Here is a 14,584-nt window from a genome sequence, read left to right on the forward strand (position 1 = left end):
CGCCGGCGAGATGGCGTCTATATCCGGAAAACGTCGAGGATTTCAGCTCATGGCTCGTTCAGCCCTTCTCAATGTCATGGTCCAGGCCGCTCTCAAGGCAGGCCGGTCGCTGACGCGTGATTTCGGAGAGGTGCAGAACCTGCAGGTTTCGGTGAAGGGACCGAGCGACTTCGTGTCGCAGGCCGACCTCAAGGCCGAAAAGATTGTCCGCACCGAGCTGATGCGCGCACGTCCCACCTACGGCTTCCTCGGCGAGGAAGGCGGCGAGGAAGAGGGCACCGACGGTCAGCACCGCTGGATCGTCGATCCGCTCGACGGCACCACCAACTTCTTGCACGGCATCCCGCAGTTCGCCGTCTCGGTCGCGCTGGAGCGTTCCGGCGAGATCGTCGCGGGCGTCATCTTCAATCCGGCGCTGGATGAACTGTTCGTCGCCGAAAAGGGTGGCGGCGCATTCTGCAACGACCGTCGTATCCGCGTTTCGGCGCGCCGCAACCTTTCCGATGCCGTCATCGGCTGTGGTGTTCCCCATCTCGGCCGCGGCCATCACGGCAAGTTCCTGGTCGAGCTTCGCCACGTGATGGGCGAAGTGGCCGGCATTCGTCGCATGGGTGCCGCCTCGCTCGATCTCGCCTATGTCGCTGCCGGCAGGCTCGATGGTTTCTGGGAAGAAGGCCTTGCCCCCTGGGACATGGCCGCAGGCCTGATCATGGTCCGCGAGGCCGGTGGTTTCGTTTCCGACATGAAGGGCGGGCAGCAGTCGCTGGCCACCGGCAGCGTCGTTGCCGGCAACGAAATGATGCGGATCGCCCTCTACGACCAGTTGCAGCGACGTCTCGAAAAGTAAGCCTTGATAGGGCCCGCTTTTCCGCGCTTCGCTCTTCAAATCGCCGGCATTTTCGAATAGAGCTTGGTGGCCGTCGCCTCGGCGGCTTCTAGGACGATTGCGCGCGCCCAGCCGGGCGACGAGCGGAGGAAATGGCGAATGTCGGATTTCGAACTCGATCACAACGAACCGCGCGACCTGCCGCGGCGCGGATTTGCGCAGAAGATGTCGAGCCCGATGACATTCGTCTGGACGATGGTGATCTTCCTGATCCTCATCGGCTTCTGCGTCGCCATCCTGTTCCGCCAGGCGCATGCTGCCTTCATGACCAATCCGGGCCTCAACGGCCTCATTCTCGGCGTGCTGCTCATCGGCGTGCTGATGGTGTTTGCGCAGGTTCTGGCGCTCCGGCGCGAGGTGAGCTGGCTGAACTCTTTCCGCGCCGCCGGCAGCGCCGATCGTGTCGGCGTGGAGCCCAAGCTGCTCGCCCCGATGCGCTCGCTGATCGGCAGCCGCCAGACCATGGCGCTGTCGACCTCGTCGCTGCGTTCGATCCTCGATTCCATCGCCACCCGCCTTGACGAGCAGCGCGACACCTCGCGCTACCTTGTCGGCCTTCTTGTCTTCCTCGGCCTGCTCGGCACCTTCTGGGGCCTGCTCGGCACGATCGGTTCGATCGGCGACATCATCCAGAACCTCGATCCCAATTCCGGCGATTCCGGTGATGTGCTCGAAGCGCTGAAGTCCGGTCTGTCCGGCCCGCTTTCCGGCATGGGCACGGCCTTTTCCTCGTCGCTGCTCGGCCTTTCCGGCTCGCTGATCCTCGGCTTCCTCGACCTGCAGGCGGGCCGCGCCCAGAACCGCTTCTACATGGAGCTCGAAAACTGGCTGTCGACGATGACGGATGTGACCTCTGACCTCGTGCCCGCACTCGAAAGTGCGGCCGGCGGTTCCAGCGAACAGTTCGAGGTCCTTGCAACCGAGCTTCGCCGCATCGCCGAGGCCAGCGGTTCGGGCGGTTCTGTTCCGGCCATGGCCCAGCTTGCCGAAGGCATTCAGGGCGTCGTCAAGAACATGCGCAACGAGCAGCAGATGCTGCGTGACTGGATCGAGGCGCAGCAGGATGAATCGCGCGAGATGCGCCGCACGCTGCAGAAACTGACCGACAAGCTCGAGGGGCGCTGACCATGGCGCTCGCCCGCAACCGCCGCTCCAACCGCGGGGTCGATTACTGGCCGGGCTTCGTCGATGCCCTGTCGACGCTGCTGCTCGCCATCATGTTCCTGCTGACGGTCTTCGTCATTGCCCAGTTCGTGCTGACCCGCGAGATTTCGGGCAAGGACGAGGTGTTGAACCGGCTGAACAGCCAGATTGCCGAGTTGACGCAGCTGCTGGCGCTTGAGAAAAGCAACAGTCAGGATGCCAACGATCTGATTGCTTCGCTGCAGGCCTCACTGGCCACTGCCGAAGAGGCGAAGTCGCGGCTGCAGGCCCTGCTCGATCAGGGCTCCGGCGCAAGCGAAGCGGCCAATGCCCAGATCGGCTCGCTGACCCAGGACCTTGAGGAAGAACGCCAGCTTTCCGCCAAGGCGCAGAACCAGATCGCGTTGCTGAACCAGCAGATTTCTGCCCTGCGCGCCCAGCTTGCCGCCGTCGAGGAGGCGCTGCAGATTTCCGAGGCCAAGGACGACGCCTCGCAGGCACGTATCGCCGATCTCGGCCGCCGCCTCAATGTCGCGCTGGCCCAGAAGGTGCAGGAACTCAACCGCTACCGCTCAGACTTCTTCGGGCGCCTGCGGCAGATCCTTTCCGACCGGGAGAATATCCGCATCGTCGGCGACCGCTTCGTGTTCCAGTCGGAAGTGCTGTTTCCCTCGGGCTCCGACGAGTTGAACGACGCCGGCAAGACGGAGCTTTCCAAGCTTGCTGATGCGCTGCTGGAGATCGTTCCTGAAATCCCGGATGACATCAACTGGGTGCTGCGTGTCGACGGCCACACCGACAATGTGCCGATCCGTTCCGGCGGTCAGTTTGCCGACAACTGGGAACTGTCATCGGCTCGTGCCGATGCCGTGGTGCGCTACCTGGTTTCCGAGGGCGTCCCCCCCAATCGCCTGGTCGCTGCCGGCTTTGCCGAATACCAGCCGATTGCCGAGGGCGACAGCCCCGAAGCCCGCGCCCAGAACCGCCGTATCGAGTTCAAGCTCACCGAGCGGTGAGGGCGGGTTATCGCGACGAGGCCGCCCGCCCGTCGGAGGGCGGTGCCCTCCCATATGGCTCTCCGCAAAGCTCCAAAAAGCCTTCTCTCCCGCAGGCGGGAGAGAGCAACTGGAGCAAGCGGCAAGATCCATAGGCGATGACGCGACGTCGGAGAAAGACGCGGGCAAAGGCACGGCTGCAGGTTCCGCCGTCGCCCCCCCCTTGCCATTCCATCGCGCTTTTCCTATCCTGCGGGCTCCGCAAGGGTGGCGTGGCTTTGCCCCTACCACCGCGCCGGTGAGGCGCTGTTCTTCCTGACAAGCGGACGAGGGCACCTCCAGGAAGCATCAAACATCGAACGGATGCTGTTCCAGGAGAGTACCATGTCTGTCGACTTATCGTCGATCAGGACGCGCTGGCGTCCTGATTCCCGCTTCATTGCAATCCTGCTGATGATTGCGGGCGTTGCCGCCTTCACCTTCGTCGATACGATCTCGAAATCGCTGACGGCGCGGTATCCGCCGGTGATGCTGATGTTCCTGCAATATGGGCTCGCGGCGGCCATCATGCTGCCGGTGGCGATGAGGCTCGGGGTTTCCGGTTTCCGCCTGCGGGCGCCGCGGCTCCTGCTGATGCGCAGTATCCTCGGCGTGTTGGTCACATTCCTGATCGTCACCGCGCTGTCGATGCTGCCCTTTACCGTTGCAGCCGCCCTGTTCCAGCTCGAGACCTTTTTCTTCATCCCGATGGCGATGATCTTGCTGAAGGAAAAAGCCGACTGGCGCCGCTGGGTCGCGGTCTGTTTCGGCCTTGCCGGCGCCTTTCTGATCCTTCGACCAGGAACGGAAGCCTTCCAGGCCGCCGGTCTTGTCGCGATCGGCGCGGCCATAGCGCTCGCTGCGAAGAATGTGGTGCTGAAGCGGGTGGCGATGAGCGAGGCGACGGTTCCGGCGCTTTTCTGGATGTACACGCTGATGACGGCGATCGCGGCGATACCGGCTATGCTGCAATGGACGCCGCTGACGCTTGCCGATTTCGGCCTGTTCCTGCTCTCGGCCTTCCTGGTGAATGCCAGCAATTACTGCATGCTGAAGGCGTTTGCGATGGCCGATGCGGTGCAACTGACGCCGGCCTTCCACACCGGCCTGCCGATCGCGGTGCTGGTCGGTCTCGTCGTCTTCGGCGAATGGCCGCAGCCGATTGTCTGGGCCGGTATCGGCCTCATCTTCCTTGCGACCTTCATGCCCTCAGGCAAGCGCGCCTGAGGCGACATCGGTGTTGAACTGCAGGCGGGCAAGGCGGGCGTAGAGCCCGTTCTCCGCGACCAGCGTTTCATGCGTGCCTTCCTCGACGATCCGCCCTTCATCCATGACGACGATGCGATCGGCCGAGAGCACGGTGGCGAGGCGGTGGGCGATGACCAGCGTCGTGCGGCCGGTCATCAGCGTGCCGAGCGCCTGCTGCACCAGCGTTTCGCTTTCGGCATCGAGCGCCGAGGTCGCCTCGTCCAGAAGCAGGACCGGCGCATCGCGCAGCACGGCGCGGGCAATCGCGATCCGCTGTCGCTGGCCGCCGGAAAGGGTGATGCCGCGCTCGCCGGCCAGCGTGTCATAGCCGCTTTCGAGTTTTTCGATGAAGCCGTCGGCTTGCGCTGCGATCGCCGCGGCGCGGACCTCTTCTCGCGTTGCATCCGGTCTCCCGAGCGCGATGTTATCGTGAATGCTGGCGGCGAAGATCGCGACATCCTGCGGCACCAGCGCGAAACGGCGCCTGAGCGCCTCCGGATCGGCATCGCGAAGGTCGACACCGTCGAGGCGGATTGTGCCCGCGTCGGGGTCATAGAAGCGCAGGAGCAGCGAAAACAGCGTGCTCTTGCCGGCGCCGGATGGGCCGACCACGGCGACGGTTTCGCCCGCATTGACTGTCAGCGATATGCCGTTGAGCGCGCCGGCCTTGGTGCCGCCGGTCGGATAGCGGAAGGCGAGAGTGTCGATAGCGATCGCGCCACGCGGTGGCTCGGGCAGGGCGGCCGGGTGCGAAGGCGCGGCGATGCCGAGGGGTTCCTCCAGCAGTTCGGAGAGCCGTTCGGCGGCACCCGCGGCTAGCGAAAGCTCGCCCCAGACTTCCGAGAGCTGGCCAAGCGCACCAGCGGCCAGCACCGAATAGAGGAGGAACTGGCCAAGCGTGCCACCGGACATCGAGCTCGAAAGGACATTGCGTGCGCCGAACCAGAGGATGGCGGTGATGCTGCAGAAGACGAGGCTGATGGCGACGGCGGTCAGCCCGGCGCGGGCACGAAGGGCCGAGCGGGTGGCATTGAAGGCCTTTTCCACCGCACCGGCATAGCGCGTGCCGGCCATTGCCTCGGCGGTGAAGGCCTGCAGCGTGCGCGTCGAGGAGATGGCCTCGCCGGCAAAGGCCGTGGCATCGGCGAGCTCGTCCTGCGCCTTGCGCGAACGGCCGCGCACATTGCGGCCCGCGGCAATCATCGGCAGCACGATGATCGGGATCGCGATGATCACCATCACCGAAAGGCGCGGCGAGGTGTAGATCATCATTCCGAGAGCGCCGAGCCCCATGATCAGGTTACGCAGCGCAATCGACGCGGAGGCGCCGAAGGCGGACTTGATCTGCACCGTATCCGCCGTCAGCCGCGAGACGATCTCGCCCGATTGGTTGACGTCGAAGAAGGCCGGCGAAAGCCGGATCACATGGGCGAAGACGTCGCGGCGCAGATCGGCGACCACTCGTTCGCCCAGAATCATCACGAAAAAATAGCGGAGCGCGCTTGCGACGCCGAGCGCCAGCGCCATGACGCCGAGCACGAGGAAGTAATTGTTGACGAGCGTGGCGTCATCTGCGGAAAAGCCGTGGTCAATCACCCGGCGCACGGCCACCGGCAGCGTCAGCGTCACCGCAGAGGCGATGAGAAGGAAGGCAAGAGCGCCGGCCACGAGGCCTTTATAGGAGGCGAAATAGGGCAGGATGGCTGCAAGCGGGCGGAGCTGCGAGGCCCTTCCACGCTTCGTTTTTTCGTTCCGGCTCAAGGGGATTTCCTTCGGTATCGGCAGGCCGTCATAATGGTGGCGGCGGCTCTTGTTATTCCTGCCACGTTCCTGTATAGCGACCGCAACCTTTTGGGATAGCCGTGGCCCGTAATCTGGTTTCACGGCTTTGTTTATTCAATAGGTCCGGCCGGCGCAATGGCTGCCAGGCGAGACCAAGCGCGCAGGAACAGAGTTATGAAGGCTGATATCCATCCCGATTATCACACCATCAAGGTCGTCATGACCGATGGCACCGAATACGAGACCCGCTCCACCTGGGGCAAGGAAGGCGATGTCCTGAACCTCGACATCGACCCCACCTCCCACCCGGCATGGACCGGCGGCTCGCAGCAGCTGATGGACCGCGGCGGTCGCGTCTCGAAGTTCAACAAGCGCTTCGGCGGCCTCGGCATCTGATATTTTGCGTTTTTGCGCAACGCGAAAAACCCGGCCTTGCGCCGGGTTTTTTGTTGCTTGAAAGCGAAAGCCGGAGCGCATGGGGCTCCGGCGTGGCTCTAGTTCAGATCTGAAGAGGGGACGGACTCAGCGGCGGCCGAAAGCGGTCTGAAGCAGGTCGATCTGGGCGATGACCTGGTTGCCGGCGCCGGCCTCGGGCAGGAGATTGTCGCGCATCAGGCTCTCGTCAAGCTTGCGGATGCGCACCTCCAGGCGGCGGGCCTGTTCCAGCAGTTCGCGGAATGCGGCCGGAAGCTCGGCGAAATCCGCTGCCGAAGGCGCGCTGCGGCTTTCCTGGCCAAGCGCAAGCTTGCGGCGCTCCTGCATCACCTGTTCGCGCGACATCTCGCCCGTATTGAGCGAGCGCTGCAGCAAAAGCCAGGAGGCGAGCTGCATCAGCCGGGTGGTGAGCGCCAGGGATTCACCGGCATAGAGCGCTGCCGCGGGTGCGCGGAGCTTGCGGGCAGCACTGCGGCCCGGCCCATCAAGATAGGCGGCGGTGGTCTCCACCAGCGACATGCCTTCGGAATAAAGCGCATCGAACTGCGGCGAATTGGCCGCGTGGCCAGCAAAGCTGATGGTTTTCGCCCCGGACGTGGTGGTCATTGACACTCTCTGAATTCATCCGACTGTGCCGCTCTCGTTCGCCTCGTTGTCAAACGAATGCGACCGATTGATGAACGGCTCTATACTGCGCTCAACAAATATACCTGTAGCTGAGTTCCGCAAGCGGTTTCTTAACGAAAGGTTAATACCCACTGCCGAATGCAGGAAGACAAAAAAAGAGCCGCATTTTGGGCGGCTCATAGTCAAAGGGTGATGAAGGGAACGAGAGAATGTGTTCCCATGTCCGCTGAACGGATGCCCTATAACACCTTGGAAAGGTTAATATAGGGTTAACGCAGTCTACTTGCGGAAGAAGCTCTCCGCGGCGCTGCGGCCCTTGCCCTTGCGGGCGATCGCCTCTTCGACGCGTTCGATCTCGCGGCGTAGGTCACCGACGAAGCTGTTCAGCGCCTCCACGGAGTGTTCCTCGAGGTCTGCGCCGATGATGTATTGGCCCTTCGGCGGCTTCCTGTCTTCTTCTTCGTCACGCGGCATTGTCATCCCTCCTTTCGCGCTGTTCGTTCTCGACGGACTGGGCTTCGCGGTTGCCGGCCTGGAAGTGGACGCCCTCGGGCGTCGAAACCGGGGTGGAAGCATCGGGCATTGCGGTGAAGCTTTCGCGCTCATCGACGGGCACGGCCGCACGCATCCGCGAACGGATGATGGCATAGCTGAGGATCAGGACATGGGCTGTCGCGGTGATCACGAACAGCGCATAGGGGCCGAAGGCGGACATGACGGGACCACCGACCGTCGGCCCGATGATGGTGCCGATGCCGAACAGGAACAGCAGGCCGCTCGAAACTTTCACATAGTCCTCGGGTCTTGCGAAGTCGTTGGCGTGAGAGGCCGTGATCGGATAGAGCACGTTGGCAGTGGCGCCATAGACGGCAATCAGTGCGATCAGCGTGTGGCTGCCCGGCCGCAGCACAAGGATGATCAGCGCTGCCGTCGCCGCGATGCCGGCGAGTGCGGCGATTACATAGCGCCTGTCGGTCATGTCGGAGATCCGGCCGAACGGGACCTGGGCAATCGCGCCGGCGAGGATAGCGGCCGTCACCAGGAAGGCGACCTCGCTGTCGGGCAGTCCGGCGCGGGCGGCAAACACGGCAACCAGCGTACCGAAAGCGCCATTGGCGATGCCCGTCAGCAGAACCCCGAAGAAGGCGACGGGCGAGTTGCGGAACAAGAGCTTGAGATCGATGCGCACCGCCTGCAGTGGGCGCGGGGAGGCCGCGTTGGAGACCGTCGTCGGCAACATGGCAATGCAGTAGACGATGCCCGCGACCATGAACAGGATCGGCGTATTCGGGTTGCCGAAGCCGACGGTCAGCTGGCCGAGGACCACACCGGATAGCGTGATGCCGGTATAGGTCGTGAACACGACGCCGCGGCTTGCATTGTCGACGCGTTCGTTCAGCCAGCTTTCGATGATCATCTGCGTGCCGGCCATTGCGAAACCGGTCGCGGCGCGTAGCGCGATCCAGGCGTATTCGTCGACGAAGATGCCGGTGATCAGCGCCACCATGCAGATCATCGCGATGAAGCTCGAGAAGGCGCGGACATGACCGATGCGCATGATCAGGCGCGGCGCGAAGATACAGCCGAGCACGAAGCCGGATGCCCAGGAGGTGCCGATGAAGCCGAGTGCGGTGTCGCTATAACCCTCCGCCGTGCCTCGCAGCGGCAGCAGAAGACCGTGCAGGCCGTTGCCGAAAAAAAGGAAAAGCGTGCCGAGCAGCAGGGCAAAGACCGGAAGAAGATTGCGTCTCATCAAAAAGCCTTGGTGAATTTCAGTCGCTTGGAAGGTTAAGGCTCAACGCCGCGGCATCGCGGTATGTTCCGCCAATTCTATCACGCTCCGATTAAAAATCTGCTGCCAATTTCAATCCTTTCGCGTGGGGTGACGCGAACGGCGCATCATTGTAAAGGTGGAGCGGGATCAGGATCGGAGAACCATGTCCAAGCTCATCGCCTTTCTGTTCATCGTCGCCATGGGCGTCCAGATCGTCAAGCCGCTCGGCCTGCCGGGCCTGAAGCGGCGCATGGATTTCTGGAAGATAGCAGTGGCGGCGCTTGCGGCGACGATCATCGTGCTGATGCTCCGGCCCTCCTGAGGCGCAGAAAAAAGGGGCAGCCGCCGCCGCCCCTGATGCTTCCGGCGGACCGACCGGACTTACTTTTCCAGAATCGCGACGCCCGGCAGGACCTTGCCTTCCATCCACTCGAGGAAGGCGCCACCGGCGGTCGAGACGTAGGTGAAGTCGTCCTTCACACCCGCGTGGTTCAGCGCCGAGACCGTATCACCGCCACCGGCGACCGATGTCAGCTTGCCGGCCTTGGTCTGTTCGGCGGCGAACTTGGCAGCGGATACCGTTGCGGCATCGAAGGGCTGGATTTCGAAGGCGCCGAGCGGGCCGTTCCAGACCAGCGTCTCGGCCTTGCCGATCCATTCGTTGACGACCTTGACCGATTGCGGGCCGACATCGAGCATCATCGCATCAGCCGGAATGGCATCGATGGCGACGGTCTCGTTTGCGGCGTTTGCCTTGAACTCGCGGGCAACGACGCCGTCGACGGGCAGCACGATGCTGCAGCCGGTCGTCTCGGCCTTCGCCATGATGGCGCGGGCGGTGTCTGCAAGGTCGTGCTCGCAGAGCGATTTGCCGACATCGATGCCCTTGGCGGCGATGAAGGTGTTGGCCATGCCGCCGCCGATGACCAGCGCGTCGACCTTCTCGATGAGGTTCTGCAGCAGGTCGATCTTGGTCGAGACCTTGGCGCCGCCGACGATGGCGACCACCGGGCGCTTCGGTTCACCGAGGCCCTTCTCCAGCGCTTCAAGTTCGGCCTGCATGGTGCGGCCGGCATAGGCGGGCATGTGATGGCCGAGACCTTCGGTGGACGCATGGGCACGGTGGGCGGCTGAGAAGGCGTCGTTGACCCAGATATCGCCGTTCTTGGCGAGTGCCGCGACGAAATTGGGCTCGTTCTTTTCCTCGCCCTTGTGGAAGCGGGTGTTTTCGAGCAGCAGGATATCGCCGTCATGCATGGCGGCAATCGCCTTGGCGGCGGCATCGCCGATGCAGTCATCGGCGAAGGCGACGGCATGGTCGAGCACTTCCTCGACGGCGGGAACGATCTGCTTCAGCGACATGTCGGCGACGACTTCGCCCTTCGGCCGACCGAAGTGAGCCAGCAGGATGACCTTGGCGCCGTCGCCGGCAAGCTCCAGAATGGTCGGGGCAACACGTTCGATGCGGGTGGTGTCGGTCACCTTGCCATCGCTCATCGGCACGTTGAGGTCGACGCGGACCAGAACGCGCTTGCCGGCGATGTCGTTGAGGTCGTCGAGGGTCTTGAAGGCAGCCATGGAACTCTTCCTCTTATGTTGATGCCGCAGGCGGCGCGGGCGGCCGGATGGCAGCCTCTCGGGGGACGAGAACCCTGCATCCGCGCTTCTTGAAATCGGTTTCGGCGCTTCGGTCCGGGTGGGCGTCCGGCCGGCGCTGACGATTCCTATTCAAAAACACCGGTTCCGGCAATGACAGAGGTCAGAAAAGCTGCGGTGGTATCGCTTCGCCTGCAACTATCAGCCGGTCCGCTTGTGCCTCCGGTTCGCGCGGCGCGTGAGCGCCCGGCGTATCGGATCGAAAAGCGGCGGCTTCGGGTCGCCGTCCGGGTTCTTCCAGATGCCGACGGAAACGATGTTGTTGTCGTCGTCGATATCGCGGACGATCAGCGACAGGCTGCCGATATGCAGCCGATCGGCGACCACAGCGCGGCCGCCAAGCTCGCGTTTCATGTAGTCGGCGATCGGCGTTTCGGCCTCGCCGGGCGGGATCTCGATGCTCTCGTCAATGCCGATGAGTTCCTTCAGAGGGCGCTCCGGCACAAGGACATGGCTTCCCAGCAGAACCCCGCCGCTGTCATCGCCGCCATCGCCGGAGAAAATCCGGTCGAGCAGGTAGGACATGCCAGGTGCGACAAATAGATAGAGATAGTCGCCCGCCTTCAGGCTGCCGGCATAGAAGTAGCGCATAGACCGTCCGTCGCGGACGACGAGCGAGGGGATCGCCCAACGCGGAATGCGGGCGCCCTCAAGCACCGGCGCGCCCTCGCCGAGACGGTAGACCACCAGTTCGTGCTTGGCATTGCCGGCAAGATCGATCTCGACGCTCTCCAGCGTACCGCCATGTTTGTGCTGCACCAGACTCAGGAAGCGGGCCACCGGCGCCAGCGTCCAGCCCTGCAGCATCAGCGACATCAGAACCATGATGAAGACGATGTTGAAATAGATGCCGGCATTCTCCAGCCCGTAGAGGCGTGGAAGAATGGCAAGCAGGATGGAGGCCGCCCCGCGCAGGCCGATCCACGAGATGAACCCCTTTTCACTCAGCGTGTACTTGAACGGCCAGAGACAAAGCCAGACCGCGATCGGGCGTGCCACGAAAACCAGAAACAGTGCGAGCGCCAGCGCTGGCGCGGCGATCTCGGGGAAGTTTCGCGGCGTTGCGAGCAGGCCGAGCAGCAGGAACATCACGATCTGCGCCAGCCATGTCATGCCCTCCTGGAAGTGCCGGATCGAGCCGGAATAGCGCACGCGCCGGTTGCCGGCCAGCAGTCCCGCGACATAGACCGCCATGAAGCCGCTGCCACCGGCAGCCCCGGTCGCCGAGAAGATCAGTAGCGCCATGGTCAGCACCAGGATCGGCGCGAGGCCGCGATTGCGGCCGAAGTGATTGGCGACCAGCACTGTCAGGACGCCACCCAGCAGGCCGAAGACGATGCCGAAACCGATCTCGCGCAGAAAGTGGAGCGTGAGCGAGATCGCGCCTTCATCCGTCGGCCCGTCCGCCGAGAGGATGGTGACGAGAGTGATCGTCAGGAAGATCGCCATCGGGTCGTTGATGCCGGATTCGACCTCGAGCGTCGAACTCACCCGTTCGAGGACCTTGATGCCACCGATCCGCATCAGGAAGAACACCGCCGCCGCATCGGTCGAGGCAACGATCGCGCCGAGCAGCAGGCCCTGCAGGGGATCGAAATCCAGGATCACGGCCGCCGCCACCGCCACAAGCCCCGCCGTCATCGCCACGCCCAGCGTCGCGAGCAGCAATGAGGGGCCGGCGCTGGCGCGGAAGGTTTTCAGCGAGGTTCCGAAGCCGGAATCGAACAGGATCACCGCAAGCGCCAGCGAGCCGACGAAGAATGTCAGCGCATCATTGTCGAAGCGGATGCCGAAACCGGAAGAACCGGCGATGAGGCCGACCCCCAGGAACAGCAGCAGCAATGGTGCGCCGAAACGGTAGGCAAGTGCACTCGACAGCGCGGCAAGGAGGATCAGTGCCGAGAAGATGAGAACGGCCAGATAGAATGTCGTCAAACAGATATCCCTTTCGCACAATCGGAAGCGGCCGCCGACATGCGATTGTTTCGGACACTATAAATAAGCGGAAACAATTGCGAATTACATTCAAGATAGGATTCATCCGGGCCAATTCAATTCATGGCCGCTGGGGACGCTTGAGGGGATTGCAGAATGGCTGAGGGAGACCTCATTTCCGCCGCGCGACGGCCGGCGACCGTGTCGAGCCTTGCCGCCGAGCTTGCGGCTGCCGATATTGCAGCCGGAGATACGGTCATCGTTCATACGTCGCTGAAAGGCGTAGGCTGGATTGCCGGAGGGCCGCAGGCACTGATTGCAGCGATCCTGTCGGCGATCGGAACGGAGGGGACGCTGGTGATGCCGTCCTTCAGCGCGCATCTCACCGATCCGGCGTTCTGGGCCGCGCCACCGGTGCCGGCCGACTGGGTGCCGGTCATCGAGGCGGAGATGCCGGCCTTCGATCCCGCCCGCACGCCAACGCGCGACATGGGGGCAACGGCGGAGCTGTTTCGCACCTGGCCTGGCGTGCTGCGCAGCAACCATCCGACGAATTCCTTCGCGGCCTTCGGCCCGAAGGCTGCCGACATCCTCGGCGATCAGCAGCTTGAACATCCGATGGCGGCCGGATCGCCGCTGGAGAAGCTTTACGAGTTTGGCGCCACGACGCTGCTTCTCGGCATCGGCTTCCTGCGTTTCACCATGCTGCATCTGGCCGAAGCCCGCGCCTGGCCGCGCTGCCCGCGCGAAGCCCAGGCCTCACCGGTGATGGAAGAGGGGAAGCGCGTCTGGAAGCGCTATACGGTCGAACATGCCGGCGAGACCGGCCACTTCGTGCCGCTCGGCCAAAGCCTGGTCGAGGACGGTATTGCCCGCGAGTTCGCCTTCGGCGCGGGCGAGGGGATCGCAATCCCGTGCCGTGAGGCCGTCGATCGCGCGGTGGAACGCTGGCGCAAGGAATAGGGCCGGCCAAAAGCAAAGAGGCCGCACAAGGCGGCCTCTCGCTATGATCAGGATCGATCGAACGATCAGAGCAGCTTGCCCATGGCGACGGCGACGTCGGCCATACGGTTGGAGAAGCCCCATTCGTTGTCGTACCAGGACAGGACGCGCACGAGCTTGCCTTCCAGAACCTTGGTCTGCTTTGCAGCGAAGATCGAGGAATGCGGATCGTGGTTGAAGTCGCGCGAGACGAGCGGCTCCTCGGTATATTCGAGAACGCCCTTCAGCTTGCCTTCGGAAGCTTCCTTGATCGCGGCGTTGACCTCTTCTTCCGTGACGTCGCGCTTCGGCACGAACTTCAGGTCGACGACCGAGACGTTCGGGGTCGGGACGCGGATCGAGGAACCGTCGAGCTTGCCCTTCAGTTCCGGAACGACGAGGCCGATGGCCTTGGCAGCACCCGTGGACGTCGGGATGATCGAGAGCGCTGCCGCGCGGGCGCGGTAGAGGTCCTTGTGCATTGTGTCGAGCGTCGGCTGGTCGCCGGTGTAGGAGTGAATCGTGGTCATGTAGCCACGTTCGATGCCGAACTTCTCGTTCAGCACGTAGACGACCGGCGCCAGGCAGTTGGTGGTGCAGGAGCCATTGGAGACGATGATGTCGTCCTTGGTCAGCTTGTCGTCGTTGACGCCGAAGACGATGGTGGCATCGGCGCCGGCGGACGGAGCCGAAACAAGCACGCGCTTGGCGCCGCTGGCGAGCAGCATCTCGGCCTTTTCCTTGGCGGTGAAGATGCCGGTGCATTCCAACGCGATGTCGACGTCGCTCCAGGGCAGTTCCTTCGGATCGCGGATGGCGGTGACGCGCATCGGGCCGAGACCGGCATCGATGGTGTCGCCGTCGACCTTGACGTCATGCGGGAAGCGGCCGTGGACGGAATCGTATTTCAGCAGGTGAGCGTTGGTCTCGACCGGGCCCAGATCGTTGATGGCAACGACTTCGATGTCCTTGCGGCCGGATTCGAGAATGGCACGCAGCACGTTGCGGCCGATGCGGCCGAAACCGTTGATGGCAACCTTTACAGTCATGGTAGGAGCTCCCTATTCGCGAGTAGGATTCACA

The 14,584-nt window shown here is 63.4% G+C and carries 14 protein-coding genes; 7 read left to right on the top strand and 7 right to left on the bottom strand.

What is annotated here, in order from left to right; genetic code table 11:
• Nucleotides 1–49: 49 nt before the first annotated feature.
• The 4 genes from TM49_RS12790 (at nt 50) to TM49_RS12805 (ending at nt 4,290) form a co-directional block, all read left to right on the top strand.
• Nucleotides 50–847, top strand: coding sequence for an inositol monophosphatase family protein (locus tag TM49_RS12790; protein ID WP_045681756.1), 798 nt, complete (start codon nt 50–52; stop codon nt 845–847).
• A 138-nt stretch (nt 848–985) separates the two neighbouring features.
• Nucleotides 986–2,011 carry a hypothetical protein gene (locus tag TM49_RS12795; protein WP_045681759.1) on the top strand — a complete coding sequence of 342 codons (1,026 nt, stop codon included), beginning with the start codon at nt 986–988 and terminating at the stop codon, nt 2,009–2,011.
• Nucleotides 2,012–2,013: 2 nt separating this feature from the next.
• The gene (locus TM49_RS12800) at nt 2,014–3,045 is read left to right on the top strand and encodes a peptidoglycan -binding protein (RefSeq protein ID WP_045681761.1); all 1,032 of its coding nucleotides are present in this window, start codon (nt 2,014–2,016) and stop codon (nt 3,043–3,045) included.
• Between the two features lie 363 nt (nt 3,046–3,408).
• On the top strand, nt 3,409–4,290 hold the full coding sequence (locus tag TM49_RS12805) for a DMT family transporter (RefSeq protein WP_158498632.1): 882 nt from the start codon (nt 3,409–3,411) through the stop codon (nt 4,288–4,290).
• Here TM49_RS12805 and TM49_RS12810 read toward each other — a convergent pair.
• Nucleotides 4,273–6,072, bottom strand: coding sequence for an ABC transporter transmembrane domain-containing protein (locus TM49_RS12810; RefSeq protein ID WP_045681765.1), 1,800 nt, complete (start codon nt 6,070–6,072; stop codon nt 4,273–4,275). The two genes, TM49_RS12805 and TM49_RS12810, sit on opposite strands and share 18 nt — an antisense overlap.
• A gap of 195 nt (nt 6,073–6,267) precedes the next feature.
• On the opposite strand from TM49_RS12810, the gene rpmE reads away from it, so the two are divergent.
• Complete coding sequence (gene rpmE, locus TM49_RS12815) at nt 6,268–6,489, top strand: 50S ribosomal protein L31 (RefSeq protein WP_045681768.1); 222 nt, start codon at nt 6,268–6,270, stop codon at nt 6,487–6,489.
• A gap of 126 nt (nt 6,490–6,615) precedes the next feature.
• Here rpmE and rcdA read toward each other — a convergent pair whose 3' ends face one another.
• The 3 genes from rcdA to TM49_RS12830 form a co-directional block, all read right to left on the bottom strand.
• A complete protein-coding gene (gene rcdA / locus TM49_RS12820; RefSeq protein WP_045681770.1) occupies nt 6,616–7,134 on the bottom strand; it encodes a protease adaptor protein RcdA in 519 nt (172 codons plus the stop codon).
• Between the two features lie 300 nt (nt 7,135–7,434).
• Entirely contained in the window at nt 7,435–7,629 is a 195-nt protein-coding gene (locus tag TM49_RS12825) for a DUF1192 domain-containing protein (protein WP_045681773.1), read from the bottom strand.
• Nucleotides 7,619–8,908, bottom strand: coding sequence for an MFS transporter (locus tag TM49_RS12830; protein ID WP_045681775.1), 1,290 nt, complete (start codon nt 8,906–8,908; stop codon nt 7,619–7,621). Before TM49_RS12830 ends, TM49_RS12825 begins: the two co-directional genes overlap by 11 nt.
• Before the next feature lie 184 nt (nt 8,909–9,092).
• Here TM49_RS12830 and TM49_RS23735 point away from each other — a divergent pair, with 184 nt between their 5' ends.
• Nucleotides 9,093–9,251, top strand: a complete 159-nt coding sequence (locus TM49_RS23735; RefSeq protein WP_169749068.1) for a hypothetical protein — start codon at nt 9,093–9,095, stop codon at nt 9,249–9,251.
• Between the two features lie 59 nt (nt 9,252–9,310).
• Here TM49_RS23735 and TM49_RS12835 read toward each other — a convergent pair whose 3' ends face one another.
• Nucleotides 9,311–10,507 (bottom strand): phosphoglycerate kinase, encoded by a 1,197-nt coding sequence (locus TM49_RS12835; RefSeq protein WP_045681778.1) that lies wholly within the window; start codon nt 10,505–10,507, stop codon nt 9,311–9,313.
• A 219-nt stretch (nt 10,508–10,726) separates the two neighbouring features.
• Complete coding sequence (locus tag TM49_RS12840) at nt 10,727–12,520, bottom strand: potassium/proton antiporter (protein WP_052699833.1); 1,794 nt, start codon at nt 12,518–12,520, stop codon at nt 10,727–10,729.
• 156 nt (nt 12,521–12,676) lie between these two features.
• On the opposite strand from TM49_RS12840, the gene TM49_RS12845 reads away from it, so the two are divergent.
• Nucleotides 12,677–13,483 (top strand): AAC(3) family N-acetyltransferase, encoded by an 807-nt coding sequence (locus TM49_RS12845; RefSeq protein ID WP_045681780.1) that lies wholly within the window; start codon nt 12,677–12,679, stop codon nt 13,481–13,483.
• Between the two features lie 65 nt (nt 13,484–13,548).
• On the opposite strand, the gene gap is transcribed toward TM49_RS12845, so the two are convergent.
• On the bottom strand, nt 13,549–14,550 hold the full coding sequence (gene gap / locus TM49_RS12850) for a type I glyceraldehyde-3-phosphate dehydrogenase (RefSeq protein ID WP_045681782.1): 1,002 nt from the start codon (nt 14,548–14,550) through the stop codon (nt 13,549–13,551).
• Between the last annotated feature and the right edge of the window lie 34 nt (nt 14,551–14,584).

The organism is Martelella endophytica, from assembly GCF_000960975.1.
In the GTDB taxonomy this organism is placed as follows: domain Bacteria; phylum Pseudomonadota; class Alphaproteobacteria; order Rhizobiales; family Rhizobiaceae; genus Martelella; species Martelella endophytica.

Bases quoted from the DNA above. Each gene is read 5' to 3' on its own strand.
- TM49_RS12830 (WP_045681775.1), bottom strand. From the start codon at position 8,908: ATGAGACGCAATCTTCTTCCGGTCTTTGCCCTGCTGCTCGGCACGCTT.
- TM49_RS12800 (WP_045681761.1), top strand. From the start codon at position 2,014: ATGGCGCTCGCCCGCAACCGCCGCTCCAACCGCGGGGTCGATTACTGG.
- TM49_RS12825 (WP_045681773.1), bottom strand. From the start codon at position 7,629: ATGCCGCGTGACGAAGAAGAAGACAGGAAGCCGCCGAAGGGCCAATAC.
- gap (WP_045681782.1), bottom strand. From the start codon at position 14,550: ATGACTGTAAAGGTTGCCATCAACGGTTTCGGCCGCATCGGCCGCAAC.
- TM49_RS12790 (WP_045681756.1), top strand. From the start codon at position 50: ATGGCTCGTTCAGCCCTTCTCAATGTCATGGTCCAGGCCGCTCTCAAG.
- TM49_RS23735 (WP_169749068.1), top strand. From the start codon at position 9,093: ATGTCCAAGCTCATCGCCTTTCTGTTCATCGTCGCCATGGGCGTCCAG.
- TM49_RS12795 (WP_045681759.1), top strand. From the start codon at position 986: ATGTCGGATTTCGAACTCGATCACAACGAACCGCGCGACCTGCCGCGG.
- rcdA (WP_045681770.1), bottom strand. From the start codon at position 7,134: ATGACCACCACGTCCGGGGCGAAAACCATCAGCTTTGCTGGCCACGCG.
- TM49_RS12835 (WP_045681778.1), bottom strand. From the start codon at position 10,507: ATGGCTGCCTTCAAGACCCTCGACGACCTCAACGACATCGCCGGCAAG.
- rpmE (WP_045681768.1), top strand. From the start codon at position 6,268: ATGAAGGCTGATATCCATCCCGATTATCACACCATCAAGGTCGTCATG.
- TM49_RS12805 (WP_158498632.1), top strand. From the start codon at position 3,409: ATGTCTGTCGACTTATCGTCGATCAGGACGCGCTGGCGTCCTGATTCC.
- TM49_RS12845 (WP_045681780.1), top strand. From the start codon at position 12,677: ATGGCTGAGGGAGACCTCATTTCCGCCGCGCGACGGCCGGCGACCGTG.